Here is a 19,940-nt window from a genome sequence, read left to right as displayed (position 1 = left end):
TCAGCTCCCCTTCGCGGGCACGACCTGCAGGTAGATCGTGGTGAGAACGAAGTTGACGAAGAACAACAGCAGGAACGTGATGACCACGGCCTGGTTCACCGCGTCACCCACGCCCTTGGGCCCACCGGCCGGGTTGAGACCCCGGTACGCGGCCACGATGCCCGCGATGAACCCGAAGATCAGCGCCTTGATCTCACTGATCCACAGGTCCGGCAGCTGGGCGAGGGCGGAGAAGCTCGCCAGGTAGGCACCAGGCGTGCCGTCCTGCATGATCACGTTGAAGAAGTAGCCACCGAGCACACCGACGACGCTGACCATGCCGTTGAGCAGCACCGACACCAGCATCGCCGCCAGCACTCGCGGCACGACCAGGCGCTGGATCGGACTCACGCCGAGGACTTCCATGGCGTCGATCTCTTCACGGATCTTGCGCGAGCCGATGTCCGCACAGATCGCACTACCGCCCGCACCAGCGATCAACAGCGCCGTCACGATCGGACTGGCCTGCTGAATGATCGCCAGCACGCTGGCCGCACCGGTGAACGACTGCGCACCGATCTGCCGCGTGAGGCTGCCGAGCTGCAACGCGATGACCGCACCGAACGGAATCGACACCAGCGCCGTCGGCAACACCGTCACGCTGACGATGAACCAGCTCTGCTGAATGAACTCCCGCAGCTGGAACGGCCTGCGGAACGAGGTCCGCACCACGTCGATCCCGAGCTGACAAAGCTTCCCGGTCTCCCGCAGCGCCCCAGCGCCGGGAAACGTCGTAGGCGCGGTCACAGCACACCACCCTGACGCGGCCAGGGGCTGGGCGTGGGCGCCTGCGCGGGCGCACCGGCATGCACGTTGTACCGAGCCAAATCGTCCGGCGTGAGGCTCGCGATAATCCCCTGCTGCGCCTCGTACGGCAGCTGATGAATGATCGACATAACTCGGTCTTTCCGCCTGCGCACCGCATCCCGGAACGGCAGTCCGGGCGTCGGCTCCAACTGCGGCACAACCCCGCGCATGTCCTCGTCCGGCGACCCGTCCGAGTGCCCGGCATCCGCGTGGGCCTGCTCGGCAGCCATCGTGGCCTGGTCCTTCTCCTCGGACATGCCGATCGGCCCGAGCCGCCGCCCGTTGAGGAACTGCTCCACAACCGGCTCGTCACTGGTCAGCAGCACTTCGCGCGGCCCGAACATGACGAGTTCCCGCCGGAACAACATCCCGAGGTTGTCCGGCACGGTCCGGGCAATGTTGATGTTGTGCGTGACGATCAGAATCGTCGCGTCGATCTGAGCGTTCAAATCGATGAGGAGCTGGCTCAGATACGCCGTGCGCACCGGGTCCAGCCCGGAGTCCGGCTCGTCGCACAAAATGATCTCGGGATCCAGCACCAGCGCCCTCGCGAGCCCGGCCCGCTTGCGCATACCGCCGGAAATCTCACCGGGCAGCTTCTTCTCCGCCCCGACGAGACCGACCATCTCCATCTTCTCAAGAACAATCCTGCGAACCTCGGCCTCCGTCTTGCGAGTGTGCTCCCGCAACGGAAACGCGATGTTGTCGTACAGATTCATCGACCCGAACAGCGCACCGTCCTGAAACAGCACGCCGAACATCTTCCGAATCTCGTACAACCGATGCTCGGAACACCGGACAAGATCCGTCCCATTGATGACGATCTTGCCCTGCTCCGGCTTGAGCAGCCCGACCAACGACTTCAGGAACACGCTCTTGCCAGTACCGGACGGCCCGAGCATCACGCTGACCTCACCCGGCGGCAACGTGAGCGAGACGTCCTGCCAGATGGTCTGCTTGCCGAAGGACTTGGTCAGGCCCTCAACGACCACCTCGACGCCCATCCGCACCTCCGCACACGCCCAAGACGCCGAGGCGATCGGCGTCACACTGGGGCAACGAGTTCGTTCGCGGCAGGTTACTCACCAGTTGGCCTAATGCCGGTTGCGTTCAGATAACACCACACAGCGTGACCTCGCAAAACGGTCACAGCCACCTAGACCACTGCCCGACAACCGGGAAATTCACGACACATGTGAGCCCGAGCACACCAGGCGAAGCCGCGGGCGAGCCGGAACAGGACTCGCCCTACGCAAGCCGGCCACCCGCCCGGTCGCGGAAACGCAAAACGGGCGTGCACCCCCGTTGAAAGGTGCACGCCCGTCAAGGCACTGCAAAGGCAGAGCGCAAGCCCCCGAAGGGGCTCAGATCACTTGAGGGTGATCTTGGCGCCGGCAGCCTCGAGCTTCTCCTTGGCGGCGTCGGCGACGTCCTTCGCCACGCCCTCGAGGATCGCCTTCGGAGCGGACTCGACCAGCTCCTTGGCCTCCTTCAGGCCCAGGCCCGAGACGACCTCGCGGACGACCTTGATGACCTGGATCTTCTTGTCGCCGGCCGACTCGAGGATGACGTTGAAGTCCGTCTGCTCCTCGACCTCGGCAGCGCCACCGGCGGCGGGGCCGGCAACAGCGGCAACGGCGACCGGAGCCGCGGCGGTGACCTCGAAGGTCTCCTCGAACTGCTTCACGAACGCGGACAGCTCCAGGAGGGTCATCTCCTTGAAAGCGTCGAGCAGCTCGTCGGTGCTGAGCTTCGCCATGATCGGCGTTCCTTTCTATGTCCCGCGCGAAAGCGTCGGGTGTGTCTTCGGGTGATCAGCTTTCGGCGGGAGCGTCGGCCTCGGCGGCGGGAGCCGCAGCGGCCTTCTTCTCCTGCAGGGCAGCAGCCAGGCGAGCGACCTGGGATGCCGGGGCGTTGAACAGACCCGCGGCCTTGGCCAGGTTGCCCTTCATCGCGCCCGCGAGCTTCGCGAGCAGCACCTCACGGGTCTCGAGGTCTGCAATCGCAGTGACCTCGTCGACCGAGAGGGGGCGGCCATCCATGTAGCCGCCCTTGATGATCAGGGCCTTGTTGTCCTTCGCGAAGTCGCGGATCGCCTTGGCGGCGTCGACGGGCTCGCCCTCGACGAACGCGATGGCGGTCGGACCGGACAGAAGAGCCTCGAGGCCCTCCACGCCGGCGTCCGCAGCAGCGAGCTTGACGAGCGTGTTCTTCGCGACGGTGTACTTGGTGCCCGCGCCGAGAGCGCGACGCAGCGTGGTGAGCTGCGCCATGGAGAGGCCACGGTACTCAGTGACAACCGCTGCCGAGCTGGTGCGGAACTGATCCGCAAGCTCAGCGACCGCCGTAACCTTCGTGGGCTTCGCCATGATCGCCTCCTCTCTGGGCTGGGTTAGACCGCCAGCCGAGAAGGCTCCGAAACAACAAAAACGCCCTCGCGCATGAGCAGCACGGGGCGTCACAACTGACCTGAGCCTCGTCCTCCCTGCGCGGGCCGCCCGTGTTGCAACGGGGCCTTCGTTCTCCTCGCGGAGAAAACCAGCGGTCTTCGGTAGAACCACCGATGAGACTACGCGAGTCGTGTCCGCCGAACCAAATCGGCATGATGTGACCTGTGACAGACGAGCCCGGCAAGGACCTCGCGCCCCGCCAGCCGCAGCCTCCTACCCCTCAGGTGGACCCGGAGCAGCTCCGCCAGTTCCAGGAGTTCCAGCGCTTCCAGGAGTTCCAGCGCTACCAGGAGGCAACGGGTCAGGCGCCCCAGACGTTCGAGCCGCCCAAACGGCCGCGCCACTGGCTCCGCTGGTTGCTGATCTTCCTGGGCAGCAGCCTCTTCTGGCGTCTGTTCACCGCCGTCGCCGCACTCGTCACGGTCATGTGGGTCTACAACCACTTCTTCGGCACCGACGACCCCGGCGACATCGCCTCGGACAGCGGCGGCGTGACCGGCGCGGCCCAGGGCCTCTCCGCACCGGCCGGGCTGCAGGGCACCGTCGGCATGTTCTACAAGCACGTGTCGTTCGCCGACACGACCCGCGCCTGCACGCTCATCCTGCGCGAGGACACTCGTCAGAAGTTCGCCAACGCTCACGGCGCAAGCGATTGCGCGGCCGCGGTCAAGGAGCTGAAGACCAAGGTCACCAGCGTCGACAAGTACCAGCAGGTCATGTTCCCGCCGGAGATGCTCAAGACCCCGACGACCAGCAAGGTCACGATCAACTCGTGCGAGCTGACCGTGGAAGGCGGCCCGCGCCTGGGCACGTTCGTCGTGGAGAAGGTCGGCTCCGGCTGGGTCATCACCGACTGGTCCCCCAGCACCTGTGGTTGATCGGGGTGCATACCAAATGCACTGGGGGGTACCGAGCCCTGGCGGACGCGGTCACCACGTCCGGCCGCGTCGTCGGTGTCGACATCGACCAGAAGATGGTCGACGCCGCCAAGGCACGGTTCCACGGCCACCCGCACGTCGCGATCCACCTGGCCGACGGGCACGCGCTGCCGTTCGCGGACGCCACCTTCGACCGGGGCCCGCATGGATCGCGCCCTCCAGCACGTCGCAGACCCGTCCGCGGTCCTGGCCGAACTCCTGCGCGTGCTCAAGCCGGCCGGGCTGCCAGACTCGCCGAGCAAGCCGGCTTCGAGGTCGAGGCGGTGTACAGCGCCGCGCCGGTGTTCCGCGACTTCGCCTTGGCGGACACCATCTTCGCCTTCAGCCGCAACACGGAACGAGCGATCCGGGCAGGTGCGATCGACCGGGCGGACGGCGGGCGGTGGCTGGCCGAACTGCGAACCGGCGACTTCTTCGCGGCGCCGCTGATGTTCCTGCTGGTGGCCCGCAAACCCTTGTGACACAACGCGAACGGCCCCCGGAAGCTCCGGGGGCCGTTCACAGCAGAACTAGAACCGCGAGGCTCAGGCCTCGTCCACCAGCAGGTTGCGGGTGCGGTTCGGGTCAACCGGGATGCCAGGGCCCATCGTCGTGGAGACGGTGACCTTCTTGACGTACCGGCCCTTGGCGGCGGACGGCTTGGCGCGGAGCACCTCGTCCAGAGCAGCCGCGTAGTTCTCGACCAGCTTCTCGGGGTCGAACGACACCTTGCCGATGACGAAGTGCAGGTTGGCCTGCTTGTCAACGCGGAAGTTGATCTTACCGCCCTTGATGTCGTTCACCGCCTTCGTGACCTCGGGGGTCACGGTGCCGGTCTTCGGGTTCGGCATCAGGCCACGCGGGCCAAGGATGCGGGCGATGCGGCCGACCTTCGCCATCTGGTCGGGGGTCGCGATCGCGGCGTCGAAGTCGAGCCAGCCACCCTGGATGCGCTCGATCAGGTCCTCGGAGCCAACGGCGTCCGCACCGGCGGCCTCGGCCTCAGCGGCCTTGTCACCGGTTGCGAAGACGATCACGCGGGCGGTCTTGCCCGTACCGTGCGGCAGGTTCACGGTGCCGCGGACCATCTGGTCGGCCTTGCGAGGGTCGACGCCGAGGCGGATCGCAACCTCGACGGTGGAGTCCAGCTTCACCTTGGACGTTTCCTTGGCGAGCTTGGCGGCCTCCAGCGGCGAGTACAGCCGCTCCCGGTCCACCAGCTCGGCGGCGGCCTTGTAGGCCTTGCTGCGCTTCATAACTTCTGTCCTTACCGTGGATCAGTTCGTGGTGAATGAGCCGCGCTCGGCTCTCCCACGCTTGCTAAAAGAGGGTGTGATCAGCCTTCGACCGTGATGCCCATGGAACGGGCGGTGCCGGCGATGATCTTCGCGGCCTGGTCGATGTCGTTCGCGTTCAGGTCGACCATCTTGGTCTGGGCGATCTGGCGGACCTGCTCCATGGTCACCTTGGCGACCTTGAGGCGGTGCGGCTCGCCGGAGCCCTTCTCAACACCAGCGGCGGCGAGGATGAGTCGCGCGGCCGGCGGGGTCTTCAGCTTGAAGTCGAACGAACGGTCTTCGTACACGGAGATCTCAACCGGCACGACCTGACCGCGCTGCGACTCGGTCGCGGCGTTGTAGGCCTTGCAGAACTCCATGATGTTGACGCCGTGCTGACCCAGCGCGGGACCAACGGGCGGCGCCGGGTTGGCGGCACCAGCCTTGATCTGCAGCTTGATGATCGCTGACAGCTTCTTCTTCTTGGGTGGCATTGTCCGTACTTCCTGTTATTGCGGTGTCCGCGCGCGGCCCTGCCAGCCGCAGCGTGGCCGATCGGTCTCCCTTCGCAGGGAAACCGCTCAGATCTTGGAGACCTGGCTGAACGACAGCTCGACCGGCGTCTCCCGGCCGAAGATCGACACCAGGACCTTCAGCTTCTGGCCGTCCGCGTTGACCTCGCTGATCGTCGCGGGCAGCGTGGCGAACGGTCCGTCCATGACGGTGACCGACTCGCCCACCTCGAAGTCGACCTCGATGGTCGGCTTCGGCGCGGCGGTGGAGGCGGCCTTCTTGCCCTCGGCCGGCTTCTGCTCGCCCTGGGGGAGCAGGAACTTCAGCACCTCGTCGATCGTGAGGGGCGAGGGCTTGGAGGTGGCTCCGACGAACCCGGTCACGCCCGGCGTGTTGCGGACGGCGCTCCAGGACGCGTCGGTGAGCTCCATGCGGACCAGGATGTAGCCGGGCAGCACCTTGCGCTGCACCAGCTTGCGCTGGCCGTTCTTGATCTCGGTGACCTCTTCGGTCGGCACCTCGACCTGGAAGATGTAGTCCTCCATGTCGAGCGTGTGGATACGAGTCTCGAGGTTGGCCTTGACCTTGTTCTCGTAACCGGCGTACGAGTGCACGACGTACCAGTCGCCGGGCGCGTGGCGCAGGGCCTGACGCAGCTCTTCGGCGGGGTCGGCGATCTCTTCGTCGATCGGGGTCTCGTCGATCGCGAGGACGTCGACGTCCTCAGCGGTCTCGGTGGCCTCGTCCGCGACGTCGGTGTCCTCGTCGTCGGAGTCCACAGCGTCCGACTCGACCGTCTCGTCGAGCGCGGTGTCCTCGGACACCTCGTCGTCGAGCAGGTCGGTCTTCTCCTGGGCGTCTACGCCGTTATCGGAGGTCACTGTGGATCTCGCTTCCTGATTGCAGCGGCAGCTGTCCGGCTCAGCCGAACAACTCGAAAACAGCCGCGCCGAAGCCGAGGTCGAGAGCCCACACCAGCGCAACCATGAACACCACGAACACGAGGACAACGCCCGTGTAGGTGACGAGCTGCTTGCGCGTCGGCCAGATCACCTTGCGGAGTTCGCCGATGACCTCGCGGATGTAGCGGAAGAACCGCCCGATCAGCGAGGGACGCTTCTCCTGTCCTTCACGGGTCTTGGTCGGGCGACCCTTCTTCGCGTCCTCGTCCGACTCCTCGGACTTGGCGACGCTCTTCTTCGACTCAGCGCTGCTGCCGTCCTTGCGGGCGGCCGGGCGAGAGGAGGCACGACGTTCACGTCGCGCCGCAGCAGTGGACGGCCGGACAGCGCCTTCGCGCTCCTCCGGCTGGTCCTGCTCGCGGCCCTCGCTCATGCCGTCCTCCACTCGACCGATGACGCTTCGACAGCAGGGGCGACAGGACTTGAACCTGCAACCTGCGGTTTTGGAGACCGCTGCTCTGCCAGTTGAGCTACACCCCTTTGAGATCCCGAACGAGACCCCCTGGCGCACAAGATTGAAAGTGTACGGGAGCATCCCCGGACCACTCCAACCAGACCGCCCAAGCATTTGCCGAGCGGCCTGTCGCACAGCCTACCCATACGAGTGCCGAGAACACGAATCAGGGTCGGGCAACTGTGCCCGACCCCGTGTGTCAAAGAACACGTACGCGAGCAAAAGCCCCGGTCAGGACCGACTTGCCCGCGAAGGCCGCGTTGATGTTGACCTTCACAGTTCCGTCTTCGAAGTCCTTGGTGACTTTCGCGGACACCTCGACCAGTGCACCCTCGTCGTCGTTGGGCACCACGACCGGCCGGCCGAACCGGCAGCCGTACTCGACGATCGCGCCGGGGTCGCCGATCCACTCCGCGACGATCCGCGACGCCACGGCCATCGTCAGCATGCCGTGCGCGATGACGTCCGGGAGGCCGACGTCCTTCGCGGTCTTCTCGTTCCAGTGGATGGGGTTGAAGTCCAGCGAGGCGCCCGCGTAGCGGACCAGGTCGTCGCGCTTGAGGCGGACGGACAGCGCCGGCAGCTCGGTGCCGACTTCAGCGACGATCTTCGGAGTCACGCGTCTTCTCCCCTCACGACGAGCATCGACTTGGCGGTCGTGACGAGCTCGCCGTCGACCGTGCTGATCTCCGTCCGCACAGTCACCATGTCGTTGCCCATGCGGGACGTGATGGCGTCGATGTGCGCCACGCACACGAGCTGGTCGCCCGCGGTGATGGGGCGGTGGTGGGTGAAGCTCTGGTCGCCGTGCACGACCCGGCTGTAGTCGAGCTTCAGCTCCGGGTCGAACATGACCGTCTCGTTGGTCTTCATCGACACCACGATCGCGAACGTCGGCGGTGCGATGACATCCCTGTGCCCCAACGCCTTCGCGGCTTCGGCGTCGCGGTAGGCCGGGCTGGTCGCACCGATGGCGTCGGCGAACTCGCGGATCTTCTCGCGGCTCACGTCGTACGGCGTCGACGGCGGATAACTACGTCCGGTGAAAGCGGGGTCGAGAGGCACCTGAGCAGCCTATACGCCTGGAGAAACGGCGAGGCCCGCCCCAGTTGCGGGACGGGCCTCGTCGAAGATTCGCTACGCGCTCAGCGGGTTTCCTTGTGCGCGCGGTGCGTCTTGCAGTTCGGGCAGAACTTCTTGATCTCCAGGCGGTCCGGGTCGTTGCGCCGGTTCTTCCTGGTGATGTAGTTCCGGTGCTTGCACTCCTCGCACGCGAGGGTGATCTTCGGGCGTACGTCGGTTGCAGCCACGGTCCTTGCCTTCCTGAGAGCGCACTCGCCCCGGCCTCAGAGTGAGGCACCCGGTGCGGGCTTACCGCCCGGCGGGGATCTTGCTGAGTAGCGGTGGCCGGACTTGAACCGGCGACACAGCGATTATGAGCCGCTTGCTCTACCAACTGAGCTACACCGCTTTACACAACACAAGCCGCGATGCTGACATCGCGGCCGAGTCGTGGAGCCCCTTTACGGAATCGAACCGTAGACCTTCTCCTTACCATGGAGACGCTCTGCCGACTGAGCTAAAGGGGCTTGCTCTTCGTTCCTGTCGAGCAAGGAGAACTCTACAACAGGCGTCCACCAAGAACGAAATCGGGGGGCCGCCTCAGTGGACCAAGGTGAGCACCGTCTCATCGCGGGCGCCCCTGACCTGCACCGTTCGGGCGCGCAGCCACGCCTCGAAGCGGTCCTCGGACAGCGGACGCGAGATCAGGTAGCCCTGCGCCACATCGCAACCCATGCCCACGAGTTGATCGCGAGCCGCGTCGTCCTCAACGCCTTCCGCGACAACCACAAGACCGAGCGAGTGCCCGAGCTCCACGATCGACCGGACCACGGCCATGTCACCGAGATCCGTGCCCATCCCGAGCACGAACGACTTGTCGATCTTCACCTCGTCCACCGGCAGCTGCCGCAGGTACGCGAGTGACGAGTAGCCGGTGCCGAAGTCGTCGACCGCCAGCACGACGCCGATAGCGTGCAGGCGCCGCAGCACCGGCAGAGCGCGCTCGGGATCGGCCATGACGCCCGACTCCGTGAGCTCGAAGGTCAGCAGCCCGGACGGCACGTCGTGGCGTGCCAGAGCGGCCGACACGCGGTTCGGGAAGTCCTCGTCGCCCAGCGTCCGCACGGACAGGTTGACCGCGATGGACATCCGCAGCCCGCGGTCGAGCCAGCGGCGCACGCGTTCGAGAGCGCGATCCATCACGAAGTCCGTCAGCACGTCCACCAGACCGGTGGCCTCGACGGCGGGCACGAACTCGTCCGGGTCGACGCGGCCGAACTCCGGATGTGTCCAGCGCACCAACGCTTCCGCGCCCACGACCTGACGCGACGGCAGGGCGACCTTCGGCTGGTAGTGCACCGAGATCTGGCCCGTCTCGACGGCCTGGCGGAACTGCGTCACGAGCTGGAAGCGCCGCAGGAACAGGTGGCCCATCGACGGCGCGTAGGCCTTGACCGGCGTGCCCTCCGACGTCGCGCGCACGGCGACGTCCGCCCGCTGCAGCAACGCGTCGGGGTCCGGGTCCTCGGTCTCGGAGTCCGCTTTGGACGCGTACCCGACGACCGCGGAGGCCTCGACCGTGAGCCGATCCACGGGATAGGGCACGGAAAGCCCGGCCCGCAGCCGTTCCGCGATCTCGTGCGCTTCACCGGCACGCGAGTCGTCGAGGAAAGCGGCGAAAGCGCCACCTTCCAAGCGCGCCAACGGAACGTCGGCGCCGAGAGCGTCACGCAGCCGGCGTCCGGCCGCGACGACCATGCGGTTGCCCCAGGCCTGGCCCAGCGCATCGGACACCGTCGACAGGATGTCGAGGTCGATGCGCAGCACCACGCCCTTCTGGGACTCGCGCAACGGTTCGGCGCACGCCTCGCGCAGGCCCGGCCGGTTCAGCAGGCCGGTCAGCGGGTCGTGGTAGGCGTCGTGACGCAACCGGGCCAGCAGGCGCCGGTTGTCGACGGCCGTCGCGAGGTGCGAGGCCAGGGTGCGCAACAGCTGGATGTCCGCCTTGCCGAAACCACGCCAGCGCGAGAGCCGGTCGTGCGCCTCGACCGCGCCGAGCAGCTGGGTCGCACCCCGTAACGGGACGACGAGCGCTTCTTGCGCGTCACGCCGCAGCAGGGCCTCGGTGACGTCCTCGGTGGCATCGGCCACGCGGTAGTAGCGGACGTGCGTGCCGGGCAGCTGCAGGATCGGGTCCTCGCGCACGGCCCGCGGGTCGGTGGCGGCCATCTCCTCCGGCAGCGGTTCGCCGGCGACGAGGGTGATCATGGCTTCCTGCGGGTCGGTGCGCAGGCGCAGCACGACCCGGTTCGCGTTGAGCTGCTCGCGGATGCGTTCCGCGATGAGCTGCCACTCGTCCTCTTCGACGCCCGTCGTCAGGTCGTCGTCCGGCTGGCGCGGGCCGGTGCCGTGCTGTCCCGATCTCGCGACGCGGAGGCTGACCTCGCTCAGCGCCTCGAGGTCGCGCTGCTCCCGCAGCAGTCCCGAGTAGGCGAGGTAGGTGGCCACGATGCCCGCGAGCACCAGGATGATCAGGACGCCGCCCCACTCGGTGGTGGAGACGATCTGGTAGCCGACGAGGCCGGCCGAGGTGTTCAGCAGCGCCACGACGAGCGTCTGCAGCACGAGACGGACGCTGTTGCCCACGCGCATCGACTTGCCCATGAGCCGCAACGCGCAGAGGCCCAGCACGCTCGCGAGCAACGGCACGGTGATGGTGCCGACGAACGCGCCCGCCCAGAACGGTCCGCCCGCACCGATCATCCTGTTCACGGCCTCGGCGGCGGCGAACGCGACCGAGATCTCCATGAACATGAGGCCGGCGTTGTAGACGGCGCGGTCGAGGATCCGCCTGCCGAGCAACGTGCCCACGCCAGCGACCACGTGCGCGGCGAGCACGACCTCGAACGGTGCTACGAGCAAGCCCAGGACCAGCGGGATCTCGGTGAAGGAGATCGTCCACGCGACGCCGCTGCGGACGTCGACGTTGATCGCGAGCTGTTCCGCCAGCAGGAAGCCGACGACGAGAAGGGGGCCGATCCAGAAGAGAGAGGTGTTCTCCTTCTCCGGGAGCCATGCCGCGACCATGCCCGCGCAGACGACGCCGGCCACCAGGAGGGTGACGGCGAACGCGCTGAACGCGCGGTTGGTCGACTTGGCCGACCAGGCGGCCGAGTCCGACACGGGGGCCGACGCTCGGTCGGACATCCAGCCTCCTCGTCGGCCTGGGGTGGGGGGAACCTCTAGGCGTGACTGAGGGGTCCCGCACTTGGCGATCAGGACCCCTCCAGGGGCACCAATGTACCCCGCTCGGGGGACGAAATGGCAGGTCGAGCACCCCGTGTGACTTCGATTCACCCAGACGTGGCTACACGCTCAGGTGGCCTCGGAGCACCGTCACAGCCTGCCCAGAGAGCAGTACGCGATCTTGGTCGAGGGTCGCCCTGACGAACCCTCCGCGCGGCGACGCCTGCTCCGCCAGCAGGTCAGCGCGCTGGAGCCGGGGAACCCAATAGGACGCCAGCGTGCAGTGGGCCGAACCGGTGACGGGGTCCTCCGGGACGCCGACGGCCGGATAAAAACAGCGGCTCACGATGTCCGCGTCGCCGTCGCCGATCGCCGTCACGATTACTCCGCGTGACGAAATCTGTGTCAGTCCTTGGACATCAGGTCGCAAGGAACGGACTTCCGCGGCGCTTTCCAGCTCGATCAGGTAGTCGAAGCGCCCGAGCGAGACGGACTTGATCGTCGCATGTGGCAGCGCTTCTACTAGTCCGATTGGCGGGTCAGTCAACTCTGGAGGGTCCGCGGGGAAGTCCATCCGGATCCATCCATCGTCGTTCACGCATGTGAGGGGCCCACTACGCGTGGTGAACGTCTGCTCTCCGCCCAGCACATGAGCGGTGGCGAGGGTGGCGTGCCCGCACAGATCGACCTCGGCCTCCGGGGTGAACCAGCGCAGGTGGTTGTCCGGGGTCACGAACGCCGTCTCGGCGTGCTTCATCTCGGCCGCGATCGCCTGCATCCAGGCGTCGTCGCGAGGTTCGGTCAGGAGCACGACGCCGGCCGGGTTGCCCGCGAAGGGCCGGTCAGTGAACGCATCCACCACGTAGATCTCCACACCCCGACCCTGCCATGCTCAGATGGGGCCGTGGCTGAGATTTTCGCGTACCAGGAAGCGGATCCGGACTCACTGGGCCCGACGTGGCGTCCCTCGCGAGTGCACGCGCTGAGGTGGCGGCCGGGCTGGGACTGATCGCGTACATCGACCACCTCGGCGTGCGCCCGGACGAGCGCGGCGGTGGCGCGGGCAGCGCACTGGTGGCGTTCGCCCACGGTCTGCTCGACAGCGCGGGCGTGGCGTCGACGTTGCTGCACCACGCTCTGCCGAACCCGCGCTCCACGCCGTTCTGGTACTCGCACGGCTACCAGCCGCGCTGGACGCTCTGGGTCCGCCGCGCGTTCCACGGCGTGTCTTCGTGACCCGAACGGCCTAGAGGCGCATGATCTACCCGTTCACACAAGCGAAGAACCCAAACGAACCCGTACTTGTGGAACGAATCCGGCCTCTATTTCGACAAAGGGGTAGCGGATTCGGACACCACACCTGGGGGGTCGAGATGGAACTCAGCGGGAGAGCAAGGTCGATGCTGCGGGCCGTCGAAGCGGGCCGTGCCGAGGTCACCGGCGGCACAGAGCCCGAGTTGTACGTCGACGGACTGCCTTGCTGCGACCAGATGGCGACGCACGACCTCGTGCACGCGGGACTGCTGCGCCCCACGCAGCCAACGAGCTTCGGCCTTCGCGTCTGCGCGGAACTGACCGACGACGGCCGGGCGGCACTCGCCGCGAGTTGATCGGCGTGTTGATCGCCAAATGATCGAACATTTGTTCGACATGAGGTATGCTCCGCGCTGAGGCCGGCACGCAAGAGAGAGGAAGCTCTTGCGCGCCGGCTTCAACCTTCTTCTGTGGACTCAGGCCACCTTCTGCTGCGTGCCCACGTTCATCCGGTTCCAGAGGTTGATCGCACCGATGGCGATCATGAGACCGGCGAGCTGCTCCTCGTTGTAGTGCCTGGCGGCCTCGTCCCACACCTCGTCGCTCACGTGCACCTGCGTGACCTGCTCGGCGAGCGCGAACCCCGCCTTCTCGGCGTCGCTGTAGTACGGCACGTCCCTCCAGCCGGCGACGGCGTAGACCTTCTCGTCCGCCACCTTCGCCTCACGCAGGAGCTTGGTGTGGTAGTCGATGCACGCGCCGCAGCCGTTCATGATGCTGACCCGCAGGCAGATCAACTCGACGTAGTCCTTGTCCAGCCCCGTCTTCCCGGCGGCCGCGGACAGGTCCAGCAGTGCCTTCATCGCGCCGGGCACGGACATGATCGGGTTGGCGATCCTCATCTTCGTTCTCCCTGTCTTCATCGTCTTCTGCCCTCTCGACCCGAGACGCGACGCAGGTGTGACAGGTGGTCCGAAGATTTTTCTACGCGCTCAGCCCCTGGCCGAGACCACCGTCGACGGCCAACTCGGAACCGGTCGTGAAGGTCGCGTCGAACGCCAGGAAGAGCACTGCGTCGGCAACCTCGTTCATCGTGCCGTGGCGCTTGAGCGGTGTGACCCGGTCGCCTTGCTCCTTGAACTGCTGCAGAACCTCTTGTGGCACACCGGTCACGCCCATCGACGGCGTGTCGATGAAGCCGGGGCTGACGACGTTGACCCGGATGTCCGCGGGGGCCAGTTCCGCGGCGAGCCCTCTGGAGAACGCCCTGACGGCGGCTTTCGCACCCGCGTAGACGCTCAGGCCGGGAGACCCCAGGTTCACCGCGACGCTGGTGGTGAAGACGATCGAGCCTCCTGGCTTGATCAGCGGAGCCAGGTGCTGTGCGGTGAAGAACGCACCTTTGGTGTTCACGTCGAACGTGCGGTCGTAGTCGGCCTCGGTCGTCGCGTCGAACGGCGTGAGGGTGGAGAAACCGACGTTGATGAACAGCAGGTCGATGCCCTGGAGTCGTTGTGCGACTTCGATTTTGAGCTTGGCCACGTCGTTCAGGTTCGCCGCGTCGGACGCGATGGCGTGGGCCTTGACACCTTCCGCCTTCTCGATCGTGCGGCCGGTGAGGACGACCGCCGCGCCTCCGTCGACCAGCTTGTCCACCACCGCGCGGCCCATGCCGTGCGTGCCGCCGGTGACGACGGCCTTGCGTCCCAGGTACTTCACTTCCGGATCTCCTCGATGACGCTCGCGATGCTGTGCGCGCCGTGGCCGTTGCTCTGGGCGCGTTGGAACAGGCCGTGCAGGGCTTGCGGGACCGTTACGTCGAGGCCTTGTTCCTCGTTGGCTCGCGTGAGCAGGCGCAGGCCTTCGACGTTGATGTCCAATGCGGACACTTCGGTCTCGTAGTTCCGGTGCGCGGTCTGCTCGCCCATCTCGGGCAGGAAGGTGCCGACGGTGGCGAGCCAGTCGGTGGCAAGCGGCGTGAACTGCTGTGGCGTGACACCGGCGGTCTGGACGAGCGCCTGCGCCTGCAGGTAGCCGCCGAACACCGACCACATGATCCCGAGCAGGGCCAGGTCGTACAGGGCCGCCAGACGGGCGTCCTCGCCGAGGTGGACCGGCTCGCCGAACGCGTCCAGGACGTGGTGCGTGCTCTGCCCGCTGTACAGGATCCTGGCCTGTTCCGTGCCGATCTGCTGTGGCACAGCCATGATCACGCCGTCGACGTACTCGACGCCGTGCTGTCGCGCCCACTCCGCTGTGGCGCGGGCCTGTTCCGGAGTGCCGGACGTGAGGTTGACGAGCGTCTTGATGTTCTTGCTGAGCAACGGTTGCTGGACTTCGTACGTGGACAGACAGGTGACGACGACGTCTGTTTCGAAGGCTTCTTCCGGTGTGGCAACACTTCTGGCGCCGGGCAGCGTCTTCGGCGTCCGGTTCCACACGGTCACGTCATAGCCCTCGCCGACGAGAGCGGTGGCGAGCGCACTGCCCATCCGGCCGAGGCCGAGCACGCTCACGGACTTCTTGATCCCCATGCCTTGAATGCTCGTTCCGACACTGTCAAGGCGACAAGTACCTACTATTTTGTCAGGTACCCACCTTTCGGTAAGGATCCGGCATGCTGCCTCGGAAGTACTCCTGCGGCCTCGACGCGGCTATCGACGTGATCGGCGGCCGGTGGAAGGCGCTGATCCTCTGGGCGCTGCACCACGGCCCGTTGCGCACGGGCGAGCTGCGCCGGGCGGTGTCCGGCATCAGCGAGAAGATGCTGATCCAGGTACTGCGCGAGATGGAAGCGGACCAGATCGTGCACCGCGAGGTGTTCCACGAGGTGCCGCCGCGCGTCGAGTACTCGCTGACACCGTTGGGCGTGCGGCTGAACGACGCCCTGGGACCGTTGGGCGACTGGGGCGAGGACAACATGCAGGCGATCGCGCGCCGCCGTGGCGTGGAGCCGGCGCCTAGGCATTGAGCAGCAGGCGTTCCGCCCACTGCGGCAGCTCATAGCCCCGCGCCGCTTCCCTGATGCGCACCCGGAGCGGGCCGGGCAGGCGTGCGACGTCCAGCCGCTGCCTGATCCTGCTGTTGCCCGCGAGCAGCAGCCGGGCCGCGGCCGCGTCGTGGCGTTCGTCGGCGTCAGGGTCCTGGAGCGCGGTGATGATCTCCGCGATCGGCGTCTCGCGCAGGATCAGCCCGGGAACGTCCTCGTACGGCGGCTTGCCGGTGCCGGCCGCGAGCCACGCCAGCAGCTGCAGCACGCGGGTCACGGAATCGAGGCCCTGCAAGCGTTTGCGTGCCTCGATCACATGACGGGAGTCGTCGGCCATCTCCCAGTGCCCGACCAGGTCGTCGGCCATCTCCTCCAACGCGGGCGGCATCGCGGCGATCCACGCCAGCCGCTCTGGCCGTTCCTGCCAGCTCAGCCCCGGCCCGGGCAGACCGTGCTCGGCGAGCCAGCGCAACAACTCAACGCCGTCCGCGAGCTCGCCGTGGCCGCTGTCCCACCGCCAGGCGAGCGAAACCCCGTGGTGCGCCACGACCTCGGTGAGAGGTTCGCCGCGCACGTCCGAGAACTCGAACCTGACCTGGCCGCGGCAAGCGCACACGTAGCCCGGCAGCGAGCCGATCCGCATGGCGCTGCGCAGGCGATCCAGGTCCTCCGTGCGCGACAGGTCGACGACGACCTCGCCGTACCAATCGATCTCTACGACGCGGACGCTCGCCGCGTCCCGCAGCACATCGTCGAGCCCGGTGAGGCTCATCGTTCGAGATAGACCACAGTCGCGTCGTCGGAAACCTTCTTGCGCGGCCAATCGACGGCCTTGGCGTCTTCCTTTTCGACCGCGCGCATCTTGCGGATCAGATCGTCCGGCCCGTTCGCGGCCATCAGTTCGAGAGCCTTGCGCCAATCGAAGAGATTGAACAGATCGACCGCCCGCGCGGCACCGTCGGAGAGGATCGCGACGCGCTTGACGTCGTGCAGCGGAATTTCGCCCGTGAGCGCGTGCTCGACGTCGGTGGGGTTCGCACCGGCCGTGCGACTGGTCTTCGTGTCGCTCACGACGTGCAGCTGCTGCTTGGTGTCGACCACCACGGTGGCGTCGCCGAGCACCAGGTACCGCAGCACGTCATTCTTGATCTGGACGAGCCCGACAGTCGCGCTGGGGCTGTCGGGGTGATCGAGATCGCAGCTGCCGGAGTGCAGCTCACGGGTCTGCTTGATGGCCTCTGCCAGCGCCGGAGCAGGCCCGAGGTGCGCGAACCGCAGCAGCTCCGCGGCCAGCTGGTCGGCGAACCAGCCGACGCTGTGCTCGCAGCCGGTCTCGTCTTTTGCGGTCACCCCGTCGAGCACCGCGAGCAGGTTCGGCCCCACGAGCGCGCGGTCCTCGCTCGGCGCGGTCGTCCGTCCCGCCTCAGTTGCCATCTGCGTGCGCACAGCGTCCCCCTCTGTCACCACACCGGATGTACGACAATGGGCCCCTGACCAGCTCGGTCAGAGGCCCATCGACTTGCGTGGCGGGTAGAGGATTCGAACCTCTGTAGCTTTCGCGACGGATTTACAGTCCGCTCCCATTGGCCGCTCGGGCAACCCGCCCCACACCGCCGTAACGGTGCAGGCGGAACAATACATAACACCTTCGGGCGGCCCCAAATCGGGGTCCCCCAGTAGCATCGACGCTGGCTGTAAGCCCGAGATCGTTGCCCCCGAGATCGTTGAGGAGTGAAGTCGTGGCGGACCCGTCGTTCGACGTGGTGAGCAAGGTGGACCGGCAGGAGGTCGACAACGCGCTCAACCAGGCGGCCAAGGAGTTGAGCACGCGCTTCGACTTCCGCGGGACCAACACCACCGTGGCCTGGGCCGGCGAGGAGGCGATCACCTTCACCTCCGAGACCGAGGAGCGCTGCAAGGCGGCGATCGACGTCTTCCAGGAGAAGCTGGTGAAGCGCAACATCTCGATGAAGGCGTTCGAGGTGGGCGAGCCCGCGATCTCCGGGAAGGTGTTCAAGGTCACCGGAAATCTCGTGCAGGGCATCACCTCGGAGAAGGCCAAGGAGATCGCCAAGAAGATCCGCGACGAGGCACCCAAGGGTGTCCAGGCGCAGATCCAGGGTGACCAGTTGAGGGTGTCCGGCAAGAAGAAGGACCACCTGCAGGACGTCATCGCCCTGCTGAAGGGTTCCGACTTCGGCATCGCGCTGCAGTTCACCAACTACCGGTGAAGGGCATCGTCCTCGCCGGTGGCAGTGGGACGCGCCTGCACCCGATCACGCAGGCCGTCTCCAAGCAGCTGCTGCCGGTGTTCGACAAGCCGATGATCTACTACCCGCTGTCGGTCCTGATGCTGGCCGGCATTCGCGAGGTGCTGATCATCTCCACGCCGACGGACTTACCGCTGTTCCGCCGCCTGCTGGGCGACGGGTCGCAGTGGGGCATGAGCTTCTCCTACGCCGAGCAGGCCGCGCCGAACGGGCTCGCGGAGGCGTTCATCATCGGCGCGGACTTCGTCGGGGACGACGACGTGGCGCTGGTGCTGGGCGACAACATCTTCTACGGCCAGGGTTTCTCGTCGACGCTGCAGCACCACGCGTCCTCCTTGGACGGATGCGTGCTGTTCGGGTACCAGGTGAAGGACCCGGAGCGGTACGGCGTGGGCGAGGTCGACGCGAGCGGCAAGCTGTTGTCGATCGAGGAGAAGCCCAAGCAGCCCAAGTCGAACCGGGCGATCACCGGGCTCTACTTCTACGACAACGGTGTGGTGGACATCGCGTCGAAGCTCAAGCCGTCGCCGCGCGGCGAGCTGGAGATCACCGACGTCAACCTGCACTACCTGCGCGAGGGGCGGGCGCAGCTGGTGGACCTGAGCCGCGGGTTCGCGTGGCTCGACACCGGCACGCACGACTCGTTGCTCGAAGCGGGACAGTTCGTGCAGGTGCTGGAGCACCGGACCGGCGTGCGCATCGCGTGTCCCGAGGAGATCGCGCTGCGCATGGGCTTCATCTCGGCGCAGGAGTGCTACGCGCTCGGCGAGAAGCTCGGCAAGTCCGGGTACGGCGAGTACTTGATGGCGGTGGCGCGCGCGGGAAATTAGCGGCGCGCCATTTCCTCGAGCCTGCGGATGCGGTCGGCGATCGGCGGGTGAGTCGAGAACCACTTCGCGAACTGCTCCCCCGAGCGGAACGGGTTCGCGATCATCAGGTGGCTCTGCGACACCACCTCCGGCTCCGGTGCGAGCGGCGCCGCCCGCGTCCCGAGCTCGATCTTGCGCAACGCTGAGGCCAGCGCCAGCGGGTCGCCGGTGAGCTCGGAGCCGGACTCGTCGGCCTGGAACTCGCGCGACCGGCTCACGGCCAGGCGCACGACGGTGGCTGCGATCGGGCCGAGCAGCGCGATCAGCAGCAGCCCCAACGGACCTGGGCCGTCGTCGTCATCACCGAAACCGAAGATGCCGGCGATCACGGCCAGGTTCGCGAGCATCGTGATCACGCCCGCGAGCGCACCGGCCACGCAGCTGATCAGGATGTCGCGGTTGTAGACGTGGGCGAGCTCGTGGCCGAGCACAGCACGCAGCTCGCGTTCGTCGAGGAGCTCCAGAATCCCCGTCGTGCAGCACACCGCGGCGTTGCGCGGGTTGCGGCCCGTCGCGAACGCGTTCGGTGCGATGGTCGGGCTCAGGTAGAGCCTCGGCATGGGCTGGCGCGCCTTCTGCGACAGCTCCCGCACGATCGTGTAGAGGACGGGCTGCTCGACCTGCGACACGGGAATCGCGCGCATGGCCCGCAGCGCGAGCTTGTCGGAGTTGAAGTACGCGTAGGCGTTCACGCCCAAGGCCAACACCAGGCCGATGACCAGTGCCGTCCGGCCGAACAGCCCGCTGATCACGATGATCAGCGCGCTCATCCCGCCGAGCAGCACGGCCGTCTTCAACCCGTTGAAGTGCTTGTGCACGGTTTTCGCCTCC

Annotated in this window: 26 protein-coding genes and 4 tRNA genes; 7 read left to right on the top strand and 23 right to left on the bottom strand. The window is 66.8% G+C overall.

The window, feature by feature from the left end; genetic code table 11:
- From UK23_RS02955 to rplJ, 4 genes are all read right to left on the bottom strand, one after another.
- Complete coding sequence (locus UK23_RS02955) at positions 1–786, bottom strand: MlaE family ABC transporter permease (RefSeq protein WP_045309763.1); 786 nt, start codon at positions 784–786, stop codon at positions 1–3.
- Positions 783–1,850: an ABC transporter ATP-binding protein gene (locus tag UK23_RS02950; RefSeq protein WP_045309762.1), complete on the bottom strand. Its 1,068-nt coding sequence runs from the start codon at positions 1,848–1,850 to the stop codon at positions 783–785. The genes UK23_RS02955 and UK23_RS02950 overlap by 4 nt, the downstream gene beginning before the upstream one ends.
- Positions 1,851–2,215: 365 nt before the next feature.
- Positions 2,216–2,605, bottom strand: a complete 390-nt coding sequence (gene rplL / locus UK23_RS02945) for a 50S ribosomal protein L7/L12 (protein ID WP_045309761.1) — start codon at positions 2,603–2,605, stop codon at positions 2,216–2,218.
- A gap of 55 nt (positions 2,606–2,660) precedes the next feature.
- Positions 2,661–3,215 carry a 50S ribosomal protein L10 gene (gene rplJ / locus UK23_RS02940; protein ID WP_045309760.1) on the bottom strand — a complete coding sequence of 185 codons (555 nt, stop codon included), beginning with the start codon at positions 3,213–3,215 and terminating at the stop codon, positions 2,661–2,663.
- A 245-nt stretch (positions 3,216–3,460) separates the two neighbouring features.
- Here rplJ and UK23_RS52485 point away from each other — a divergent pair, with 245 nt between their 5' ends.
- Complete coding sequence (locus UK23_RS52485) at positions 3,461–4,174, top strand: hypothetical protein (protein WP_045309759.1); 714 nt, start codon at positions 3,461–3,463, stop codon at positions 4,172–4,174.
- A 5-nt stretch (positions 4,175–4,179) separates the two neighbouring features.
- A complete protein-coding gene (locus UK23_RS52480) occupies positions 4,180–4,695 on the top strand; it encodes a methyltransferase domain-containing protein (protein WP_052684312.1) in 516 nt (171 codons plus the stop codon).
- A gap of 63 nt (positions 4,696–4,758) precedes the next feature.
- Here UK23_RS52480 and rplA read toward each other — a convergent pair whose 3' ends face one another.
- The 12 genes from rplA to UK23_RS02870 form a co-directional block, all read right to left on the bottom strand.
- Positions 4,759–5,469, bottom strand: coding sequence for a 50S ribosomal protein L1 (rplA, locus tag UK23_RS02925; protein ID WP_045309758.1), 711 nt, complete (start codon positions 5,467–5,469; stop codon positions 4,759–4,761).
- Positions 5,470–5,549: 80 nt separating this feature from the next.
- Positions 5,550–5,984, bottom strand: a complete 435-nt coding sequence (rplK, locus tag UK23_RS02920) for a 50S ribosomal protein L11 (protein ID WP_045309757.1) — start codon at positions 5,982–5,984, stop codon at positions 5,550–5,552.
- A gap of 87 nt (positions 5,985–6,071) precedes the next feature.
- A complete protein-coding gene (gene nusG, locus UK23_RS02915) occupies positions 6,072–6,884 on the bottom strand; it encodes a transcription termination/antitermination protein NusG (RefSeq protein WP_045309756.1) in 813 nt (270 codons plus the stop codon).
- 40 nt (positions 6,885–6,924) lie between these two features.
- Positions 6,925–7,338 (bottom strand): preprotein translocase subunit SecE, encoded by a 414-nt coding sequence (gene secE / locus UK23_RS02910; protein ID WP_045309795.1) that lies wholly within the window; start codon positions 7,336–7,338, stop codon positions 6,925–6,927.
- A gap of 34 nt (positions 7,339–7,372) precedes the next feature.
- A tRNA-Trp gene (locus tag UK23_RS02905) sits at positions 7,373–7,445 on the bottom strand.
- 173 nt (positions 7,446–7,618) lie between these two features.
- Positions 7,619–8,038: a MaoC/PaaZ C-terminal domain-containing protein gene (locus UK23_RS02900; RefSeq protein WP_045309755.1), complete on the bottom strand. Its 420-nt coding sequence runs from the start codon at positions 8,036–8,038 to the stop codon at positions 7,619–7,621.
- Positions 8,035–8,484: a MaoC family dehydratase N-terminal domain-containing protein gene (locus tag UK23_RS02895; protein ID WP_045309754.1), complete on the bottom strand. Its 450-nt coding sequence runs from the start codon at positions 8,482–8,484 to the stop codon at positions 8,035–8,037. Before UK23_RS02895 ends, UK23_RS02900 begins: the two co-directional genes overlap by 4 nt.
- 80 nt (positions 8,485–8,564) lie before the next feature.
- Entirely contained in the window at positions 8,565–8,729 is a 165-nt protein-coding gene (gene rpmG, locus UK23_RS02890) for a 50S ribosomal protein L33 (RefSeq protein WP_015105301.1), read from the bottom strand.
- An 88-nt stretch (positions 8,730–8,817) separates the two neighbouring features.
- Positions 8,818–8,890 (bottom strand) — tRNA-Met (locus tag UK23_RS02885).
- 42 nt (positions 8,891–8,932) lie between these two features.
- Positions 8,933–9,008, bottom strand: a tRNA-Thr gene (locus tag UK23_RS02880).
- 73 nt (positions 9,009–9,081) lie between these two features.
- Positions 9,082–11,688 carry a putative bifunctional diguanylate cyclase/phosphodiesterase gene (locus UK23_RS02875; RefSeq protein ID WP_045309753.1) on the bottom strand — a complete coding sequence of 869 codons (2,607 nt, stop codon included), beginning with the start codon at positions 11,686–11,688 and terminating at the stop codon, positions 9,082–9,084.
- A 160-nt stretch (positions 11,689–11,848) separates the two neighbouring features.
- A complete protein-coding gene (locus UK23_RS02870; RefSeq protein WP_045309752.1) occupies positions 11,849–12,601 on the bottom strand; it encodes a PhzF family phenazine biosynthesis protein in 753 nt (250 codons plus the stop codon).
- Between the two features lie 83 nt (positions 12,602–12,684).
- On the opposite strand from UK23_RS02870, the gene UK23_RS02865 reads away from it, so the two are divergent.
- Complete coding sequence (locus UK23_RS02865) at positions 12,685–12,963, top strand: GNAT family N-acetyltransferase (RefSeq protein ID WP_045309751.1); 279 nt, start codon at positions 12,685–12,687, stop codon at positions 12,961–12,963.
- 164 nt (positions 12,964–13,127) lie between these two features.
- Entirely contained in the window at positions 13,128–13,337 is a 210-nt protein-coding gene (locus UK23_RS02860) for a hypothetical protein (RefSeq protein ID WP_231114350.1), read from the top strand.
- A gap of 120 nt (positions 13,338–13,457) precedes the next feature.
- Here UK23_RS02860 and UK23_RS02855 read toward each other — a convergent pair whose 3' ends face one another.
- The 3 genes from UK23_RS02855 to UK23_RS02845 form a co-directional block, all read right to left on the bottom strand.
- Positions 13,458–13,883, bottom strand: coding sequence for a carboxymuconolactone decarboxylase family protein (locus UK23_RS02855; protein WP_231114349.1), 426 nt, complete (start codon positions 13,881–13,883; stop codon positions 13,458–13,460).
- 82 nt (positions 13,884–13,965) lie between these two features.
- On the bottom strand, positions 13,966–14,700 hold the full coding sequence (locus UK23_RS02850) for an SDR family NAD(P)-dependent oxidoreductase (RefSeq protein ID WP_045309748.1): 735 nt from the start codon (positions 14,698–14,700) through the stop codon (positions 13,966–13,968).
- Positions 14,697–15,515, bottom strand: coding sequence for an NAD(P)-dependent oxidoreductase (locus tag UK23_RS02845; protein ID WP_231114348.1), 819 nt, complete (start codon positions 15,513–15,515; stop codon positions 14,697–14,699). Before UK23_RS02845 ends, UK23_RS02850 begins: the two co-directional genes overlap by 4 nt.
- 83 nt (positions 15,516–15,598) lie before the next feature.
- On the opposite strand from UK23_RS02845, the gene UK23_RS02840 reads away from it, so the two are divergent.
- Positions 15,599–15,952 carry a winged helix-turn-helix transcriptional regulator gene (locus UK23_RS02840; RefSeq protein WP_045309747.1) on the top strand — a complete coding sequence of 118 codons (354 nt, stop codon included), beginning with the start codon at positions 15,599–15,601 and terminating at the stop codon, positions 15,950–15,952.
- Here UK23_RS02840 and UK23_RS02835 read toward each other — a convergent pair.
- From UK23_RS02835 to UK23_RS02825, 3 genes are all read right to left on the bottom strand, one after another.
- Complete coding sequence (locus tag UK23_RS02835; protein WP_045309746.1) at positions 15,942–16,742, bottom strand: hypothetical protein; 801 nt, start codon at positions 16,740–16,742, stop codon at positions 15,942–15,944. The two genes, UK23_RS02840 and UK23_RS02835, sit on opposite strands and share 11 nt — an antisense overlap.
- Positions 16,739–17,416, bottom strand: a complete 678-nt coding sequence (locus UK23_RS02830; RefSeq protein ID WP_045309745.1) for a protein phosphatase 2C domain-containing protein — start codon at positions 17,414–17,416, stop codon at positions 16,739–16,741. Before UK23_RS02830 ends, UK23_RS02835 begins: the two co-directional genes overlap by 4 nt.
- A gap of 78 nt (positions 17,417–17,494) precedes the next feature.
- A tRNA-Tyr gene (locus UK23_RS02825) sits at positions 17,495–17,575 on the bottom strand.
- Between the two features lie 134 nt (positions 17,576–17,709).
- Here UK23_RS02825 and UK23_RS02820 point away from each other — a divergent pair.
- Entirely contained in the window at positions 17,710–18,201 is a 492-nt protein-coding gene (locus tag UK23_RS02820) for a YajQ family cyclic di-GMP-binding protein (protein WP_045309744.1), read from the top strand.
- Positions 18,198–19,070, top strand: coding sequence for a glucose-1-phosphate thymidylyltransferase RfbA (rfbA, locus tag UK23_RS02815; RefSeq protein ID WP_045309743.1), 873 nt, complete (start codon positions 18,198–18,200; stop codon positions 19,068–19,070). The genes UK23_RS02820 and rfbA overlap by 4 nt, the downstream gene beginning before the upstream one ends.
- Here the strand turns inward: rfbA and htpX are convergent.
- Positions 19,067–19,927, bottom strand: a complete 861-nt coding sequence (htpX, locus tag UK23_RS02810; RefSeq protein ID WP_045309742.1) for a zinc metalloprotease HtpX — start codon at positions 19,925–19,927, stop codon at positions 19,067–19,069. The genes rfbA and htpX overlap by 4 nt on opposite strands.
- Between the last annotated feature and the right edge of the window lie 13 nt (positions 19,928–19,940).

Source organism: Lentzea aerocolonigenes, from assembly GCF_000955955.1.
Classification (GTDB): domain Bacteria; phylum Actinomycetota; class Actinomycetes; order Mycobacteriales; family Pseudonocardiaceae; genus Lentzea; species Lentzea aerocolonigenes_A.
Note: the sequence above shows the minus strand (reverse complement) of the source record. Positions and strands in the feature narration are given on the sequence as shown.